The 16,646-nt window shown below is 38.7% G+C and carries 13 protein-coding genes; 10 read left to right on the forward strand and 3 right to left on the reverse strand.

Going from position 1 to position 16,646, the window contains the following annotated elements; genetic code table 11:
• The first annotated feature begins 46 nt into the window (after window positions 1–46).
• The 4 genes from J0871_RS05250 to J0871_RS05265 all read left to right on the forward strand — a co-directional run bounded on the left by J0871_RS05250 (window position 47) and on the right by J0871_RS05265 (window position 5,851).
• Window positions 47–1,066, forward strand: coding sequence for a ligase-associated DNA damage response exonuclease (locus J0871_RS05250; protein ID WP_208224014.1), 1,020 nt, complete (start codon window positions 47–49; stop codon window positions 1,064–1,066).
• A 49-nt stretch (window positions 1,067–1,115) separates the two neighbouring features.
• A complete protein-coding gene (locus J0871_RS05255) occupies window positions 1,116–2,711 on the forward strand; it encodes an ATP-dependent DNA ligase (protein ID WP_208224016.1) in 1,596 nt (531 codons plus the stop codon).
• 159 nt (window positions 2,712–2,870) lie between these two features.
• Window positions 2,871–3,236 (forward strand): endonuclease domain-containing protein, encoded by a 366-nt coding sequence (locus J0871_RS05260; RefSeq protein WP_208224018.1) that lies wholly within the window; start codon window positions 2,871–2,873, stop codon window positions 3,234–3,236.
• 140 nt (window positions 3,237–3,376) lie between these two features.
• Window positions 3,377–5,851 carry a ligase-associated DNA damage response DEXH box helicase gene (locus J0871_RS05265; protein WP_208224020.1) on the forward strand — a complete coding sequence of 825 codons (2,475 nt, stop codon included), beginning with the start codon at window positions 3,377–3,379 and terminating at the stop codon, window positions 5,849–5,851.
• Here J0871_RS05265 and J0871_RS05270 read toward each other — a convergent pair.
• Complete coding sequence (locus tag J0871_RS05270) at window positions 5,848–6,357, reverse strand: DUF1440 domain-containing protein (RefSeq protein WP_208224022.1); 510 nt, start codon at window positions 6,355–6,357, stop codon at window positions 5,848–5,850. The two genes, J0871_RS05265 and J0871_RS05270, sit on opposite strands and share 4 nt — an antisense overlap.
• Before the next feature lie 101 nt (window positions 6,358–6,458).
• Here J0871_RS05270 and J0871_RS05275 point away from each other — a divergent pair, with 101 nt between their 5' ends.
• Window positions 6,459–7,238: an amidohydrolase gene (locus J0871_RS05275; RefSeq protein WP_208224025.1), complete on the forward strand. Its 780-nt coding sequence runs from the start codon at window positions 6,459–6,461 to the stop codon at window positions 7,236–7,238.
• Here J0871_RS05275 and J0871_RS05280 read toward each other — a convergent pair.
• Together J0871_RS05280 and J0871_RS05285 are read right to left on the reverse strand one after the other, a co-directional pair.
• Window positions 7,225–8,838 (reverse strand): Ig-like domain-containing protein, encoded by a 1,614-nt coding sequence (locus tag J0871_RS05280; RefSeq protein ID WP_208224027.1) that lies wholly within the window; start codon window positions 8,836–8,838, stop codon window positions 7,225–7,227. The genes J0871_RS05275 and J0871_RS05280 overlap by 14 nt on opposite strands.
• Window positions 8,839–8,895: 57 nt before the next feature.
• Window positions 8,896–9,576, reverse strand: coding sequence for a phosphoribosyltransferase family protein (locus J0871_RS05285; protein WP_208224029.1), 681 nt, complete (start codon window positions 9,574–9,576; stop codon window positions 8,896–8,898).
• Window positions 9,577–9,637: 61 nt separating this feature from the next.
• On the opposite strand from J0871_RS05285, the gene J0871_RS05290 reads away from it, so the two are divergent.
• The 5 genes from J0871_RS05290 (at window position 9,638) to J0871_RS05310 (ending at window position 16,593) form a co-directional block, all read left to right on the forward strand.
• Window positions 9,638–10,522, forward strand: coding sequence for a hypothetical protein (locus tag J0871_RS05290; RefSeq protein WP_208224030.1), 885 nt, complete (start codon window positions 9,638–9,640; stop codon window positions 10,520–10,522).
• A gap of 63 nt (window positions 10,523–10,585) precedes the next feature.
• A complete protein-coding gene (locus J0871_RS05295) occupies window positions 10,586–12,124 on the forward strand; it encodes a glycine--tRNA ligase (protein WP_208224032.1) in 1,539 nt (512 codons plus the stop codon).
• A 118-nt stretch (window positions 12,125–12,242) separates the two neighbouring features.
• Complete coding sequence (locus J0871_RS05300) at window positions 12,243–15,209, forward strand: GEVED domain-containing protein (protein WP_208224034.1); 2,967 nt, start codon at window positions 12,243–12,245, stop codon at window positions 15,207–15,209.
• Window positions 15,210–15,230: 21 nt separating this feature from the next.
• Window positions 15,231–15,782 (forward strand): DinB family protein, encoded by a 552-nt coding sequence (locus tag J0871_RS05305; protein ID WP_208224036.1) that lies wholly within the window; start codon window positions 15,231–15,233, stop codon window positions 15,780–15,782.
• A 40-nt stretch (window positions 15,783–15,822) separates the two neighbouring features.
• Window positions 15,823–16,593 (forward strand): exodeoxyribonuclease III, encoded by a 771-nt coding sequence (locus tag J0871_RS05310; RefSeq protein WP_208224038.1) that lies wholly within the window; start codon window positions 15,823–15,825, stop codon window positions 16,591–16,593.
• The last annotated feature ends 53 nt before the right edge of the window (window positions 16,594–16,646 follow it).

Below are 16,646 nucleotides of genomic sequence, written 5' to 3' on the forward strand. Positions count from 1 at the left end.
TTTTAAGCCTTTCATTTTCGGTAATTTCAATTTAAGTACTCAAAAAATGAAACCACCATTACTCGCTTTTAATAAAAAAGGAATTTACTGCGAAGCGGCAGATGTTTACCTGGATCCCTGGAAACCGGTAGATAAAGCTATTATTTCCCACGGCCACGCCGATCATTCTCGTTGGGGACACAAAAAATACATTACGCATCACAGCAATGTACCTATTATTAAGCATCGCCTGGGAGAAATTGAAGTTTCCGGGAAAGAATGGAACGAAACTTTTAGCATTAATGGCGTAAAATTTTCTTTGCATCCGGCCGGGCATATTATTGGTTCTTCTCAAATTAGGGTAGAACATAAAGGCGAGGTTTGGGTTTTTACCGGCGATTATAAAGATGAAGACGATGGTGTAGCGGTGCCTTATGAACCGGTAAAATGCCACACATTTATCACCGAATGTACTTTTGGTTTACCCGCTTTTAAATGGCAGCCGCAAGCGGAAGTTTTTACTGAAATTAATAAGTGGTGGCAACAGAATAAAGAAAATGGACAGACTTCTGTGATCTTTGGATATTCCCTCGGAAAAGCACAGCGTTTGCTGAAACATCTCGACACTTCTATCGGTAAAATTTACACTCATGGCGCTATAGAAAATATGACAGAGGTGATTCGTCCTTTATCTAAAATGCCCGAAACCACGAGGGTTACCCGTGATACCAAAAAGAATGAATTTAAAGGGAATATCGTGGTGGCTCCTCCAAGTGCCCACGGCAGCCCCTGGATTAAGAAAATGGTGCCTTATGTTACAGCTTCAGCCAGTGGTTGGATGACGTTTAGAGGTGCACGACGAAGACGCGCAATAGACCGCGGATTTGTACTTTCTGACCATTGCGACTGGCAGGGTTTGCTAAAATCAATAAAAGCCACAGGTGCCGAAAAAGTGATTTGCACCCACGGCTACACCGATATTTTTTCGCGCTATTTGAGAGAATTAGGCTATGATGCCCGAACCGAAGAAACACAATATGAAGGAGAAATGGGAGAGGAAGAATCAAAAAAAGAAATCGAAAACTAAATGCTTTGTCACTTCGAACGCAGTCGAGAAGTAAATAAAATAAACTAAAATGAAGGACTTTGCAGAGCTTATAAAAACCCTGGACAGCACCAACAAAACCACCTTAAAAGTTGAGGCCTTAACGCATTATTTTAAAAATGCCGAAGATAAAGACAAGGTTTGGACCATCGCTATTTTATCGCATCGCAGGCCGCCAAGACCTGTAAATACCACTTTAATGCGCCAATGGGCTTCAGAATTAGCTAATATTCCTTTATGGCTATTTGAAGAATCTTATCATATTGTAGGCGATCTGGCCGAAACAATCGCGCTGGTGATTCCGCTGGCCGAAGAAAATACCGAAAAAAGCCTTAATCAATTCCTTCAGGAAATACTGGAATTAAAACCTAAAACCGAAGCAGAGAAAAGGGACTATTTACATAAAAACTGGCTGGAGCTTAATTATTACGAGCGTTTTGTGTTTACCAAACTCATCACTGGAAGTTTTCGCATAGGTGTAAGTCAAAAATTAATGACGCGTGCACTTTCAAAAGCAACTGATATCGACGAAGATATTCTTGCCTATAAGATGATGGGCAATTGGAAACCCGAAAAAACCACCTTCAAAAAACTGATTTTAGAGGAAAATGAAGAAGATTATTTGTCGAAACCATACCCGTTTTACCTGGCTTACGCGCTGGATGGCAAAGTGGAAGAACTGGGCGATGTAGAAGAGTGGAGCGCCGAGCATAAATGGGATGGTATCCGCTCCCAGGTGATTGTAAGAAATGATGAACTTTTTGTTTGGAGCCGTGGGGAAGAGCTGGTAACCGATAAATATCCTGAATTTGAAGGATTTATAGGGAAAATTCCCAATGGAACTGTAATAGACGGTGAAATTTTGCCTTATCCAAAAGGAAAAATCGGAACTTTTAAGGATTTACAAACCCGGATTGGAAGAAAAAATATCAGTAAAAAATTGTTGGAGAAAACACCGGTAATTTTAAAAGCTTATGATGTTTTAGAATGGAAAGGAGATGATATTAGGACCGAGCCCTTTGTTGAAAGAAGAAAAATTTTGGAGAAGCTTTATGCTGAGGTTTCTTCTGAAGAAATTCCCTTGCATTTATCTGAACGAATTTCTTTTAAAAACTGGTCTGAAGTTGCCGAAGAACGCGAACGCGCACGGGAAGAAAAATCGGAAGGCTTGATGTTAAAAAGACTGGATTCGCCGTATTTAGTGGGAAGAAAAAAAGGTGACTGGTGGAAGTGGAAAGTAGATCCGCTTACGGTGGATGCCGTGCTCACTTATGCCATGCGCGGTCACGGGAGACGAAGCAATTTATTTACCGATTATACTTTCGGGTTGTGGGATGATGATAAAAAGGAACTGGTGACTTTTGCCAAAGCCTATTCCGGTTTAACCGATGCCGAATTTAGAAAACTGGATGCGTGGATTAAAAAAAACACGCTGGAGCGTTTCGGCCCTGTACGAAGTGTGACGCCTCACCACGTTTTTGAAATCGCTTTTGAAGGAATTGCAGAATCTAAACGCCATAAAAGTGGCGTAGCAACAAGATTCCCAAGAATGGTACGCTGGCGAACCGATAAAAATATACACGAAGCAAATACGCTGGGTGAGTTGCGGGATTTGATTCCGGATTGAACCACCCCACCCTATCGGGCACCCCTCCTTGAGAAGGAGGGGGACATTAATATTAGGGTGAAATAAAATAATAAAAAAGCTCCTTCCCTTAAAAAGGGAAGGTGGATTATTCAGCGATAGCTGAATAAGACGGAAGGGTTACAGAATAAAACTAAAACAATGAAAAAGCCAAGCCATAACAGGAAGTATTTAGAGCCCTTCCGAAAGGAATTAAGGAATAATCTAACTCCAGCAGAAGCATTTTTATGGAAACAGCTACAACGAAGAAAGTTCAAGGGAAGAAAGTTCAGAAGACAACATAGTATAGAAAATTTTATAGTCGATTTTTATTGCGCGGAAGAGCAACTCATTATAGAACTGGATGGAGATGTACACAAGAATCCTTTAGCTGAAGAAAATGATGAAAAACGGAATAAAAAACTGGAGGATTGGGGATTTAAAGTAATACGCTTTGAAAATAGAATGGTGTTTGACTTTTTGCCTTCAGTGTTGAAAGAGATTGAGGATAATTTTAATAAGAAGTGAACCACCCCGCCCTATCGGGAACCCCTCCTTGAGAAGGAGGGGAACTCTAAAAGGGTAAATAGAAAGAACAAAAGTTCCTTACCTTTTTAAGAGAAGGTGGATTATTCAGCGGTAGCTGAATAAGACGGAAGGGTAAAAACATGAATAGAAATCAACTTACTGAAATTGCCGAAACCTGGTTTTCTAACCAGGGGTGGAAACCTTTTGCTTTTCAGAAACAAACCTGGACGGCTTTTTTGCAGAAAAAAAATGGACTTTTAAACGCACCCACAGGTAGCGGAAAAACCTACGCACTTTGGGTACCTATTGTTTTAGATTATTTAAAGAAAAACCCAGATTATAAAACGAAGCAAAAAAAAGGTTTAAAAGCAATTTGGATCACACCACTTCGTGCGCTTTCGGTAGAAATTGAACAGTCCGCGCAACGATTTGCCGATGAAAGTGGGAGTGGTTTAACCGCAGGAATTCGTACGGGAGATACCCCGCAAAAAGTTCGGGCAGCGCAAAAAAAATCGATGCCCGATTTGCTGATAACCACTCCCGAAAGTCTGCAGTTATTGCTTTCCTCAAAAAACTACGATAAAACATTTAAAAATCTAAGTGCCGTGGTAGTTGATGAGTGGCACGAATTGCTAGGTACCAAACGCGGCGTGCAAATGGAACTCGCTTTGTCTCGTTTAAAAACGGTTTCAAAAAATTTGCGAATTTGGGGAATCTCGGCCACGATTGGGAATTTAGAGCAGGCGCGAGAAGTTTTGCTCGGTCCTAATTCAGAAGCCTTCCAAAATTCGGTATTGATAAGAGCGAACTTGAAGAAGAAAATCAGCGTAAAATCTATTATTCCAGAGAAAATGGAAAAGTTTCCCTGGAGAGGCCATTTGGGTTTACACTTGATTGATGAGGTAGTGCCGATTATAAAAAATTCCAGAACTACATTACTCTTTACCAATACCCGTTCGCAATGCGAACTTTGGTTTCAGAAATTAATGCACAAATATCCCGAGTTTGCCGGGGAAGTAGCAATGCACCACGGTAGCATTAATAAAGAAACCAGGCTTTGGGTTGAACAGGCCATTAGAAATGAAACTTTAAAAGCTGTGGTTTGCACTTCCAGCCTTGATTTAGGAGTGGATTTTGCCCCTGTGGAAACCATTATTCAAATTGGTGGGCCTAAGGGTGTGGCCAGGTTTTTACAACGCGCGGGAAGAAGTGGCCACCAACCAGGTAAAGAAAGTGTAATTCATTTTTTACCCACGCACGCCATAGAACTTATTGAAGCTTCAGCTTTACAAAAAGCGGTACAGAAGACTGCAGTGGAAGATAGAATTCCGTATTTGTTAAGTTTTGATGTTCTCGTGCAATACCTCACAACTTTAGCGGTTTCCAATGGATTTTTTCCGAAGGAAATCTGGCCCGAAATTAAATCTACTTTTTGTTTCCAGGGCATTACTGAAGACGAGTGGCTTTGGCTATTGAATTTTGTAACTAAAGGAAGCCAGAGTTTGCAGGCTTATGATGAATACAAGAAAATTGAAATTGAAGAAGACGGACTTTTTAAAGTAAATAACCGGGGCATTGCGATGCGTCACCGCCTGCAAATTGGAACGATTGTGAGCGATGCAGTTTTAAATGTAAAATACCTAAAAGGTGGTTATATTGGTACGATTGAGGAATGGTTTATTTCCAAACTTACACCCGGTGATGTATTCACTTTTGCTGGAAGAAACCTGGAATTAGTGCGCATTAAAAGTATGCAGGTTTTAGTTAGGAAATCGAAGAAAAAAACGTCTAAAGTACCGAGTTGGATGGGCGGGAGAATGGCTTTTTCCGCGCAGATGAGTGAACTGCTTCGGGAAGAAATGTATGCCGCTTCTGCTTCGACTGCTGCAGGTTCTTCGGAAAAATCAGAAGAATTAAAAGCTTTACAACCAATTCTGGAACGACAACAAAAGGAATCGATTATCCCTAAGCAGGATGAGTTTTTAATTGAAACTTTTAAAACCCGTGAAGGTTATCACGCGATTTTTTATCCTTTTGAAGGTCGATTTGTGCACGAAGCTTTGGGAAGTCTACTGGCGTATCGCATCAGCTTGCTTTCTCCAATTTCGTTTAGTATAGCCTTTAACGACTATGGGTTTGAATTGCTCTCAGACCAGGAAATTCATATGCAGCAAGTGTTGGATAACGATCTTTTTTCAGCAGCATATTTAATGGATGATCTTTATAAAAGTTTAAACGCTACAGAAATGGCCAGGCGAAAATTCAGGGATATTGCAGTAATTGCCGGGATGGTTTTTACCGGTTACCCGAATAAACTTATAAAAAGCAAGCATTTGCAAAGTAGCTCGCAATTGTTGTTCAGCGTTTTTAAAGATTATGAAGATGATAATTTATTGTATTTGCAATCCTTCAGGGAAACTTTTGAGCATCAGTTGGAAGAAGGTCGATTAAGAATGGCTTTAGAGCGCATTCAGCATCAAAAGATCATTTGGAAAAACTGCGAAAAACCAACGCCGTTTTCTTTTCCAATCATTACTGACCGATTAAGAGAAAAATTATCTTCAGAAAAACTGGAAGATAGGATTAAAAGAATGCTGAAAAGCCTTGAAAATTAGTCTCTCTCGTTTAATCTTTGCAAAACTGTACTGCGAACCACTTCGGTAGTAATTCCAAAAAGAACGTGGGCGAATAGTTCGTTAAATTGCATTCTCATAGGAACATCTGTAGGTTTTGGCTCCAGTCCCATCATGGGCAGCGAAGTCTCGTGAGTAGAGATCCAGGTAGAACCGCCTAAGATTATCCCATCTGTAATATTTAATTTTTCATTGTCTTTTTTGCCGAAACCGTAAGCCGCACCAACACTGGCGCCAATTGGGAAATTCACTAATTGTTCGGCTAATTCTTCATTATCAACACTTATTGGAGAACCGGTGATTTTTGTAGAAAGATCGTCTACAATTTTAATTTGGGCAGAACGTTGCTCTATTTTTCTAACCGGTAGAAAATGTTCAACCAGGCTTTTTACCGCTGTACCGGCAAGCCCGCCAAGTACTCCTGCAAGAAGCCCGCGGCCGGTAGCTTTAGAATATGAATCTTTATTTAGTAAGGCTTGTACTTTCATAATTAGCTATTTTACAGATTAAAACTATCCATTATGTGAGTTTTCTACAATTGTTTAACAAGGATTTAGCAGCAGATATTTAAAATTTGGTAATTTTGAATATGGCACAGAAATTAAACACCGCACTAATTCAGGCAAATTTAAAGTGGGAAGATCCGCAGGAAAATAGAAGTCTTTTTTCTAAAGAGATCAAAGCACTTTCTGAAGATGTAGATCTAATTATCCTGCCCGAAATGTTCACTACAGGTTTTAGCATGAATGCTGAAAGGCTGGCTGAACAGACCGATGGTTTAAGTTTACAGTGGATGCGCGAAATTGCAAAACTGAAAGATGCAGCGGTAACCGGAAGCCTGATCATTACCGAAAATGATAATTATTACAACAGACTTTTCTTTGTGTTTCCTGACGGAACTTATAAAATCTATGATAAGCGCCACACTTTTACTTTGGCCAACGAACATAAAACCTATACCGCTGGAAAAGAAAGATTGGTGGTGGAATATAAGGGCTGGAAAATTTGTCCGCTGGTATGCTATGATTTGAGATTCCCTGTTTTTTCTAGGAATACCGAAGATTATGATCTGTTAATCTATGTTGCCAATTGGCCAAAGAAACGGGTTTTTGCCTGGGATGTACTTTTAAAAGCCCGCGCTATAGAAAATATGAGTTACTGCATTGGCGTAAACCGAACCGGAAAAGATGGAAATGCCGCTGAATACAACGGCCATACCGCAGTCTATGACGGTTTAGGCCAAAACATAACCGAGTTGGATAGGGAAGAACCTTTTGTACAGGAAATTGCATTGGACAAAAAGCAATTGGAAGAAACTCGAAGTCATTTTAAATTTCTTCAGGATCGTGATGAATTTAGTCTAAAGTAAAAGTCTCTGGCATATCCCAATTAGACCTAACATCTATAGTATCCCGATAATATTGAATTTCTTCTGGTTGAATTCTTTTTAAGTAATTCCCGGTATCCCATTTTCGGTTATCATTATCATCAAAAATAACCCGAATAAGGTATTTACCTGGCTTTAAATACTGAAAATGTAAATTGGTATCGCCATTAGAATATTTTTCTGCCTGTACTTCTCCTTTTTCGTTAGTGAGCTGAACCAGCAACGGAAATCTATTAACATTCTGAAGCCTTAGAATAATACTGCCATAATCTGCATAAGATTTGGTATTTAAACTTTGTTGAAGGGTGTCGTTGGTTTCCTCAAAAAGATCAGTAATGGCACCGGGTAAAGCAGTTACGCGATAATCTGTGCTTTCTTCTTTTTCAAAAGAAATTACAATTTCATTTTCCAACCTGCGCATTTCAGCATTAAAAGGAACAATTACTGAATCTCCATCCCGAATACTAATAAGCTCACGGTTAAAATTTGTAATTGGAGTGTTGGCTTTCAGCTTAAAATCCTGGCCAAACCCTATTCCGCCAGAAGGTTCTGTGGTAATATTTAGGGAATCACGGTCGGCTTCTGCTATTTTTGTAAATAGGGTGTCACGGCGGGTAGGGCTAACCACTTCAAAAGAAAGGCTGTCGTATTCGGGACGAATATTATACCAATAATAAAGTGTATCGGTTTTTCTATCTTTTACAATCCTGGATTTAAAACCTTCAGGTTCTGGGGTTAATAAATTAATTTCTACACTATCTACTCCTTTTTTTCCTTCGTAACCAAATAAAATTTGATTTCCTTTTAGAAGTTTTGGTCTTTTTGGTTCAAATTCCAGTTCTTCTTTAAAGATGGTGATTTGGTAAGTAGAATCTGTAGGTAGTGTGATATAATCTTCAATAAACCCTACTTTTTCGTTCTTAGGATTAAAATTATAATTATCGTTTTTGTCTTCTACTGCAAGAATCTGGTAGGTGCCTTCCTTAAGATTTTCCAGTTCAAAATTTACGCTACTATCTAACGTGTAAGTTATATATCTTGGAGTTTGTTTGTAGACCAGGGAATCTGAAAAAGTTGAATCTACTTCATATAAAAAAATAGAAATAAATTCGTTTGGAGCTTTCAAATTAGCGTCTTTTATAGTTCCAGAAATTTTTAAAGAATCCAGGTAGTCACCGGTGGAGAAAACATATTTAAAATATGGTAATGGGTTGCCCTCGTTATTATCTACAATACTTTTTCCAAAATTTATGGTGTAAGTAGTATTTTCCTGAAGAGAATCCATATTTTGGATGCGTACATCTTTACGTGCCGTACCCATTGGAATAATTGTGGGCCGTGGTTCTATTGGAGGCGAAATTACTATTTGTTGGCGTGCATCTTCTAACTTCACATATTCGTTGAAGAAAATCCTGATTTCTTCTGCAGAGAAATTAGTATTGTAATTTTCTGGGTTTGCCCTAATAAATTTTGGCGGTTCTTCGTCTTCAGGGCCACCTTCTGGCATTCCTTTTTTAGCGCATTGCACACAAAGCAAAAGTAGAGCAAGCACAAGTAAAATTCCCGGAATTCTTTTCAGCATAATTTAAAAATGAAATCTAAAGCAAAGAAACAATTATTTTAGGTTTTAACGGGAGTATCAATCGGTAATTGCCATAGTCGCGATACTTAATTTAGTGTTTTTAATTTCCAGTAACTTATTGCCGCAAGCTTCCAACGTAGCTCCCGTAGTCACCAAATCGTCTACCAACAGGATATGTTTGTTCTCTACTATTTCTGGATTTTCTACCATAAAAGTAGCATCAATACTGCCCCACCGGCCAAGACGTTTTTTAAAGGTTTGGGTGCGTGAACCAGATTTTTTTACCAGGACGTTTTCAATAAATTCGGCGTCTAATTTTTTTGCGAGTTCCTGTCCAAAGCCGGTAACCTGGTTATATCCCCTTTGTTTTAATCTTATACGATGAAGTGGAACTGGGATTACACAATCAATTTTCTTAAACGCGGGATGTAATGCCAGTTCTTCTCCCAGCCAGGCTCCCAGGAAAACTCCCACCTCTTCCTGCTTTTTATACTTAAGATTATGGATAAGATTTTGCACCATTCCTTTCTTTTTAAAATAAAGTAGGGAAGTTGCATTTTCCAGAGGTAAACGGGCAGAAAATACTTTTTTGCTAAGGTTTTCGTTATCAAGGTGATAATTAGTGGTTGGGAGTTTATGTAAACAGGAAGTACAAATTACTTTTTCTGTCTTTAACAAGGGGCTGTCACAGCAGTTACATATTGCAGGATAGAATAGGTTTGCTAAATCGTGAAACATTTGTTAAGTCCTTGCTGTTTACCTTATTAAACTCCTAAATTTACAAACAAAATTTATTAATATGATGACCGAAAAGAAAAACAACACCGCGCTTAAGATTTTAACCGGAGTGTTAGCTGTGGCCTTACTGGCCTTAGGTATCTATACAATTAAATTCTATAACGAAGAGAAAGAGAATAAAGCAATTCTTACCAAAGAGAAAGAGGTAATAGAAGACGAGCTTAATGATTTAATTAAAAAATACGATGAGGCCATAGATGAAAATCAGGTGATGGATCAAAACCTGGTAGATGCCAGGAATAGAATAGAGCGTTTGCTGGATTCAGTAGAAGATAATGAAGCTAACCTGGTTTTAATTTCTCGCTATCGCAGGGAAATTAGTAATTTAAAATCTGAGAAAGATCGTTTATTTAGAGTGGTAGATAGTCTAAACCGCCAAAACCAAATGATGTCTCAAACTTTAGACAGTACTAACGTAATTCTACAGGAAAGAACCAGGGTTTCAGATTCTTTACAAACTACCAACCAGGATCTTTCTAATAAAGTAGATCGGGCAGCGCAGCTTAAAGTTACCAATTTACGTGGGGAAGGAGTTATTGTAAGAAATAGCGGTAAACTGGTAGAAAACGACAGAACCCGAAGAATAGACCAAATTAGAACTTGCTTTACTATAACGGCTAATGATCTTGCCGGGCCGGGAGAAAGGAATATGTATGTGCAGGTTTATAATCCTGAAAATGAATTGGTAGGTGATGAAATTGTGGTAGAACACGAAGGCGGGCCTATGGTATATAGCGCGGCTTCTAAAGTTTATTACGAAAACAACGAGTTAGATGTGTGTTTGTTAGCTAATACCAACGAAAATAGATTGCTGGAAGGTACTTATAAAGTTTACGTATATGCCGATGCAATTTTACTGGGAACAGCATCTTTTAACCTAAGATAATTAAAACTTAAAATTCAAAGGCCGCCCTGCTGTTTATCAGGGCGGTTTTTTTATTTTTGTGCTATGGCAAAACAAGAAGATTTTTTTAAAAATGTAATATCCCATGCTAAAGAGTATGGGTATATTTTTGCATCGAGCGAAATATACGACGGACTTAGTGCTGTTTATGATTACGGGCAAAATGGGGCCGAATTAAAGAAAAACATCAAAGATTACTGGTGGAAAAGTATGGTGCAACTGCACCAGAACATCGTAGGTTTAGATGCGGCAATCTTAATGCACCCAACCACCTGGAAGGCTTCTGGCCACGTAGATGCGTTTAATGATCCTTTAATTGATAACAAAGATTCTAAAAAGCGTTATCGCGCCGATGTGTTGGTTGAGGATTATGCTGAAAAGATCAATCAAAAAGCGCAGAAGGAAATTGCCAAAGCAAGGAAACGTTTTGGAGATAAGTTTGATGAAGAAGAATTTGTAAGTACCAACCCAAGGGTTATTCGTTATAAAAAAGAGGAGAAAGAAATTCTTGAGCGCCTTGCCAAATCACTTACCGATGAAAATTTGGCCGATGTTAAAGCGCTAATTGAAGAGTTGGAAATTGCCTGCCCCGAAACGGGTTCTAAAAACTGGACAGATGTTAAGCAGTTCAATCTGATGTTTGGAACCAAACTGGGTGCTTCAGCCGATTCTGCTACAGACTTATATTTGCGTCCTGAAACTGCTCAGGGAATTTTCGTGAATTTTTCTAACGTGCAAAAAACCGGTCGGATGAAAATTCCTTTTGGAATTGCACAGATAGGAAAAGCTTTTAGAAATGAAATTGTTGCGAGACAGTTTATCTTTCGCCAGCGGGAATTTGAACAAATGGAGATGCAATTTTTTGTGCGTCCCGGCGAAGAATTAAAATGGTTTGAGCACTGGAAAGAAACCCGCCAGAATTGGCACGCTTCTTTAGGTTTGGGCGAAGAAAATTACCGTTTTCACGATCACGAAAAAATGGCGCATTATGCTAATGCTGCTACCGATATAGAATTTAATTTCCCATTCGGATTTAAAGAATTGGAAGGAATTCATTCCAGAACAGATTTCGATTTGAAAGCACATGAAGAACATTCAGGGAAGAAATTACGTTTCTACGATCCTGAATTAAAAGAAAATTACGTGCCTTATGTAATTGAAACTTCAATTGGTTTAGACAGAATGTTCTTAGCGGTTTTTTCAGCTTCATTAAAAGAAGAAGAACTGGAAGGCGGGACAACAAGAACGGTTTTAAAACTACCTGCTGTATTAGCACCAACCAAGGCGGCGGTACTGCCATTAGTTAAAAAAGATGGCTTGCCAGAGCTTGCTCACGAAATTATTGAAGAATTAAAATGGGATTTTAGAGTTCAGTATGACGAAAAAGATGCGATTGGTCGTAGATATCGCAGGCAGGATGCAGCGGGAACACCATTGTGTATAACTGTAGATCACGATTCACTTGAAGATAAAAAAGTGACCGTGCGTTACCGTGACACCATGGAGCAAAAACGAGTAGATATTACAGAGCTTAAAACACTTATTCAACAGGAAGTAGATTTTAAGGCCTGGATGAAGAAATAACTTAAAAGTGTTTTTTAAAATTATTAAAAGGAGCGATTAATCAACTTAATCGCTCCTTTTGTTTTAGATACGCATAGAATCATTATTTTTAGAAAGTAAAAGAAGAAGTCTCATCACAATGAAGAAAATTTTATTCCTTTTAGTTTTAATTTTTGGTTTTCACACTATATTTCTCGGGCAGGATAGAGAAACCTCGGGCCCCGTTTATATAGATTCTGCCAAAGCAGTAACTTCTTCTGCAATGTCTAAAAGGAAATTAATTCCGCCGGGAAAAGAATTCAAAATCTATAACCCGAGAAATCGTGGAATTAACAAAATTGTTCCGGGAAAAGGTTTACCAAAAACCAAAGATGAAGCGATTCAGCAAAAAATGGGGGAAATCCCCGTAAAGGCTCCCAACTTTACGTTTGAAGCTGCTTCTACACAGGCCACTCCTACAGATCCTACCGGGGCAGCTGGACCAAACCATTATGTAAACGGTTGGAATTCGGCTTTTTCTATTTTTGATAAATCGGGGAATAGGATTATGGAGCCTGCTTCTCTTGCCAGTATTGGTGGCGAGTTTACCAATGAAACCCTTGGAGACCCTATTATTTTATATGACGAATTTGCTGATAGGTTTATAATTTCACAGTTTAGCGATACCCCAGAAAGTTTTTTAATCGCGGTTTCACAAGGATCAGACCCTATGAATGATGGTTGGTACACTTATAGATTTACCACAAACGGGGTTTTACCAGATTATCCCAAGATTTCAGTTTGGGGCGACGGTTATTATATCACCACTAATAAAAATACCAGAACAGCAGCTACGAGCCAGGTGGTATATGCATTAGAAAGAGATAAAATGCTGAACGGAGAAACTGCCCAAATTATGTCATTTCCATTACCCGGGATTAGAACTAACGGATTTTACAGTCCGGCCGGATTTTCAGGAATTGGAGAAGAATTACCCCCACGGGGAAATTCGCCAATTATCTTTCTTCAGGACGATTCCTGGGCAGGAGTGAATGAAGATCATTTAAAACTATGGCTCATAAATGTAGATTGGAATAATCCTTCGGCTTCAACAATTTCAGAATCTCAGGAATTGGGAGCAGCAGAAGGTATTTCGCCATTTATAGCCACTTTTGATGGAGGCTCTTTTTCAAACCTTTCGCAACCCGGGGAAGATACTCCAGAAATTGATGTTTTACAGGCCACAATGATGTATATGACCACTTATAGACGTTTTCAGAATTATAATGCAGTGGTGATGAATTTCGTGGTAGATGTAGACCCCAGTGCGGCAGAACATGCCGGGATACGTTGGTATGAATTGCGGCAGCAAACCGCGGGTGGACCCTGGCGCGTTTACCAGGAAGGGACCTATGCCCCAGATAATAGCGACCGGTTTAGCGGGAGTATTGGCCTTGATGCCGAAGGAAATATCGCTCTTGGTTACACCGTTTTAAATGATAATCCGCAAAATCCGGTTTTTCCCTCGCTTCGATATACCGGGAGATATCTAAATGATGAACCGGGAATTATGACTATTGAAGAACAAAATATTATTGAAGGCCAAAGTCCAAATCCCAATTCCCGATATGGAGATTATGCGCATTTAAGTGTAGATGCAGCAGATGGACTCACTTTTTGGCACAACGGTGAGTATTTTGTAGGCCAGGAAAGGAAAAATCACGTAGGCGTTTTTAAGATAGCACCAGATTTTGATAATGATCTTGGTGTAGTTTCTTTGGTTACTCCTCAAGATGCAAGTTTAGGTACAAACGAAGAAATAACTATTAAAATCAGGAATTATGGCCGAAATGCGCAATCTAATTTTGAAGTTAGTTATAGCATAAATGGTGGTGCTGAAGTGACTGAAACTTTTGAAGAAAGTATTGCAGCAACAAGTTCTGCAGAATTCACTTTTTCTGAAACTGCCAATCTTTCTCAAGTTGGAGAAACCTACGAATTTCTTTTCAGCACTAATTTAGAAGGAGATGAAAATAGAGAAAATGATACATTAACTGCTTCAGTTAGGCATTTGCCGCCAAACGATGTTGGAGTAACTTCAATTGATGCTCCGCAAACCGGTGAAAGTTTAGGAAATTCAGAAGAAATAACCGTGAGTATAGAAAATTTTGGAGGCGAACCACAACAGGATATTCCGGTTTTTTACCAGGTTGGTAATAACACACCGGTAAAAGAAGTTTTTAATGGCACGCTGGAAGTTGGAGGTCTTGAAGTTTATACTTTTAATCAAACTGCAGATATTTCACCTTCCGGAAGCTATAGAATTACCGCCGGCACACGGCTGGAAAACGATTTTGATGCCAATAACGACACAAGTGTAAGATCTGTAGCTAATTTAGATTGTATTCCTGAAGGCTCTGATTGTAGTTTTGGCGACGGAATTTCGTTTTTTGAATTAGAAGATGTCCTCAACGAACGTATTCCCTGCGGAAATGGTTATGCCGATTTTATTGGACTTTCGGCTACTTTAGACCGTTCCCAGGGCGAATTTACCGTTTCAGTCCAATCTCACTTTGCTGAAGAGGATAAGGAACAATTCTCAATGTGGATAGATTTTAATGACGATGCCGTTTTTGATGATGATGAACGCGTAATCTCTTCTGAAGTTATTCCTAATGCTAATACTTGGTACTCTTACAATTTTAGTATTCCCGCTGATGCATCTTTAGGACAACATCTTCTGCGAATAAGAGCCGGGGATACCAGTTTTGACGGTGATCTTAATAATCCGTGCGAAGTAATGGATTATGGAACTACCCACGATTATTCAGTAAATATTACCGATTCTACTTTAGATATTGAAGATTTTATTCTTAACGAAGCCGAATTGGTGGTGGTTTCAGAAGAAAATAAACAGTTTAGAGTAATTATGGAAACCGATTATGAAGAAACCCTAAGAATTACGGTTCATAATATTTTAGGACAAAAAATGTTAGAAAATCAGGTAGAAAATAACGGTACAGGCTATGTTTATGAGCTTGATATGTCTTACGCAGCACGAGGGGTTTATTTAGTAAGAATGGGAACGCGCGAAGTAGGAAAAGTAAAACGCTTTATAGTAGAATAGACTTAAATCATAATTTTAAAGGTGTATACTCAAGAATTTACACACAGGCTTGATGAACTTACCCATAAGTTTAAAAAGACATTTGGAGAGCTCAGTGAAAGCCAAATTCACAAGAAACCAGATGCCGAGACCTGGAGTATTGCCCAAAATTTAGAGCATTTAATATTAATAAATGAGTCTTATTTCCCCGTGATTGATAGGCTTAGAAATAAAAATCATAAAAAACCATTTACGGCAAAATTGGGTTTTTTAGTAAATTTCTTCGGAAAAGTAATTTTAAAATCGGTACAACCTGATACTTCTAAAAAAACTAAAACCTTTTCAATTTGGAAACCTTCTGAAAATAAAGCTTCAGGAGATATTCTAAAAAGATTTGTAGAACACCAGGAGAAATTAAAAGAGAAAATCTTAGATTCTGAAGACTTACTGGAGCAAAACGCAGTAATTTCTTCTCCTGCAAATCCTAAAATTGTCTATAAACTTGATGCTGCTTTTAAAATTATTCTTGCTCACGAAGAGCGACATCTTCAACAGGCCAAAAAGCTACTGGAATTTCCACAATCCAGCTTGTAAATCTTGCATTTAGCCTTATTTTTGAGGAAAATTGACTTAAATGAAGATTATTTCCTATAACGTAAACGGAATTAGAGCTGCCGTTAGAAAAGGCTTTTTAGATTGGGTGCAACAGGCAAATCCAGATGTGGTTTGTTTACAGGAGATAAAAGCAAATCCTGAGCAATTAGATCTCGACGATTTTAAAGAAGCCGGCTATCCTTATCATTACTGGTATCCCGCTCAAAAAAAGGGTTACAGCGGCGTGGCAATTTTAAGTAAGCATAAACCGCTGCATATTGAATATGGCACCGGTATAGATTATATGGACTTTGAAGGGAGAACCATTCGTGCCGATTTTGAAGATTTTTCAATTTTAAGTTTGTATTTACCCTCGGGAACAAATATTGCCCGTTTGGAGCATAAACTCCAGTTTATGGACGATTTTCAGCACTATGTAAATGAGTTAAAACAGGATTTCCCCAATTTAATAATTTGCGGAGATTATAATATTTGCCACCAGGCTATAGATATTCACGATCCTGTGCGCTTAAAAAATGTATCAGGTTTCTTGCCTGTAGAGCGCGAGTGGATAGATAATTTTATGAAAAGTGGCTTTATAGATTCCTTTAGGCATTTTAATGAAGAAGGTGATAATTATTCGTGGTGGAGCTACCGTGCAAATGCCCGCGCCAACAACAAAGGCTGGCGTATAGATTATAATTTAGTGGCAGAGCCATTACAAGAAAAACTAAAAAGAGCCGTTATATTACCCGAAGCCAAACACAGCGATCACTGTCCTGTTTTGGTGGAATTAGAATCAGATTTTTAGAAAGAACGTCATTACGAACGAAGTGAAATAATCTCTACCAAGTTGCAGATTGC

The organism is Salegentibacter sp. BDJ18 (assembly GCF_017579965.1).
Lineage (GTDB): Bacteria > Bacteroidota > Bacteroidia > Flavobacteriales > Flavobacteriaceae > Salegentibacter.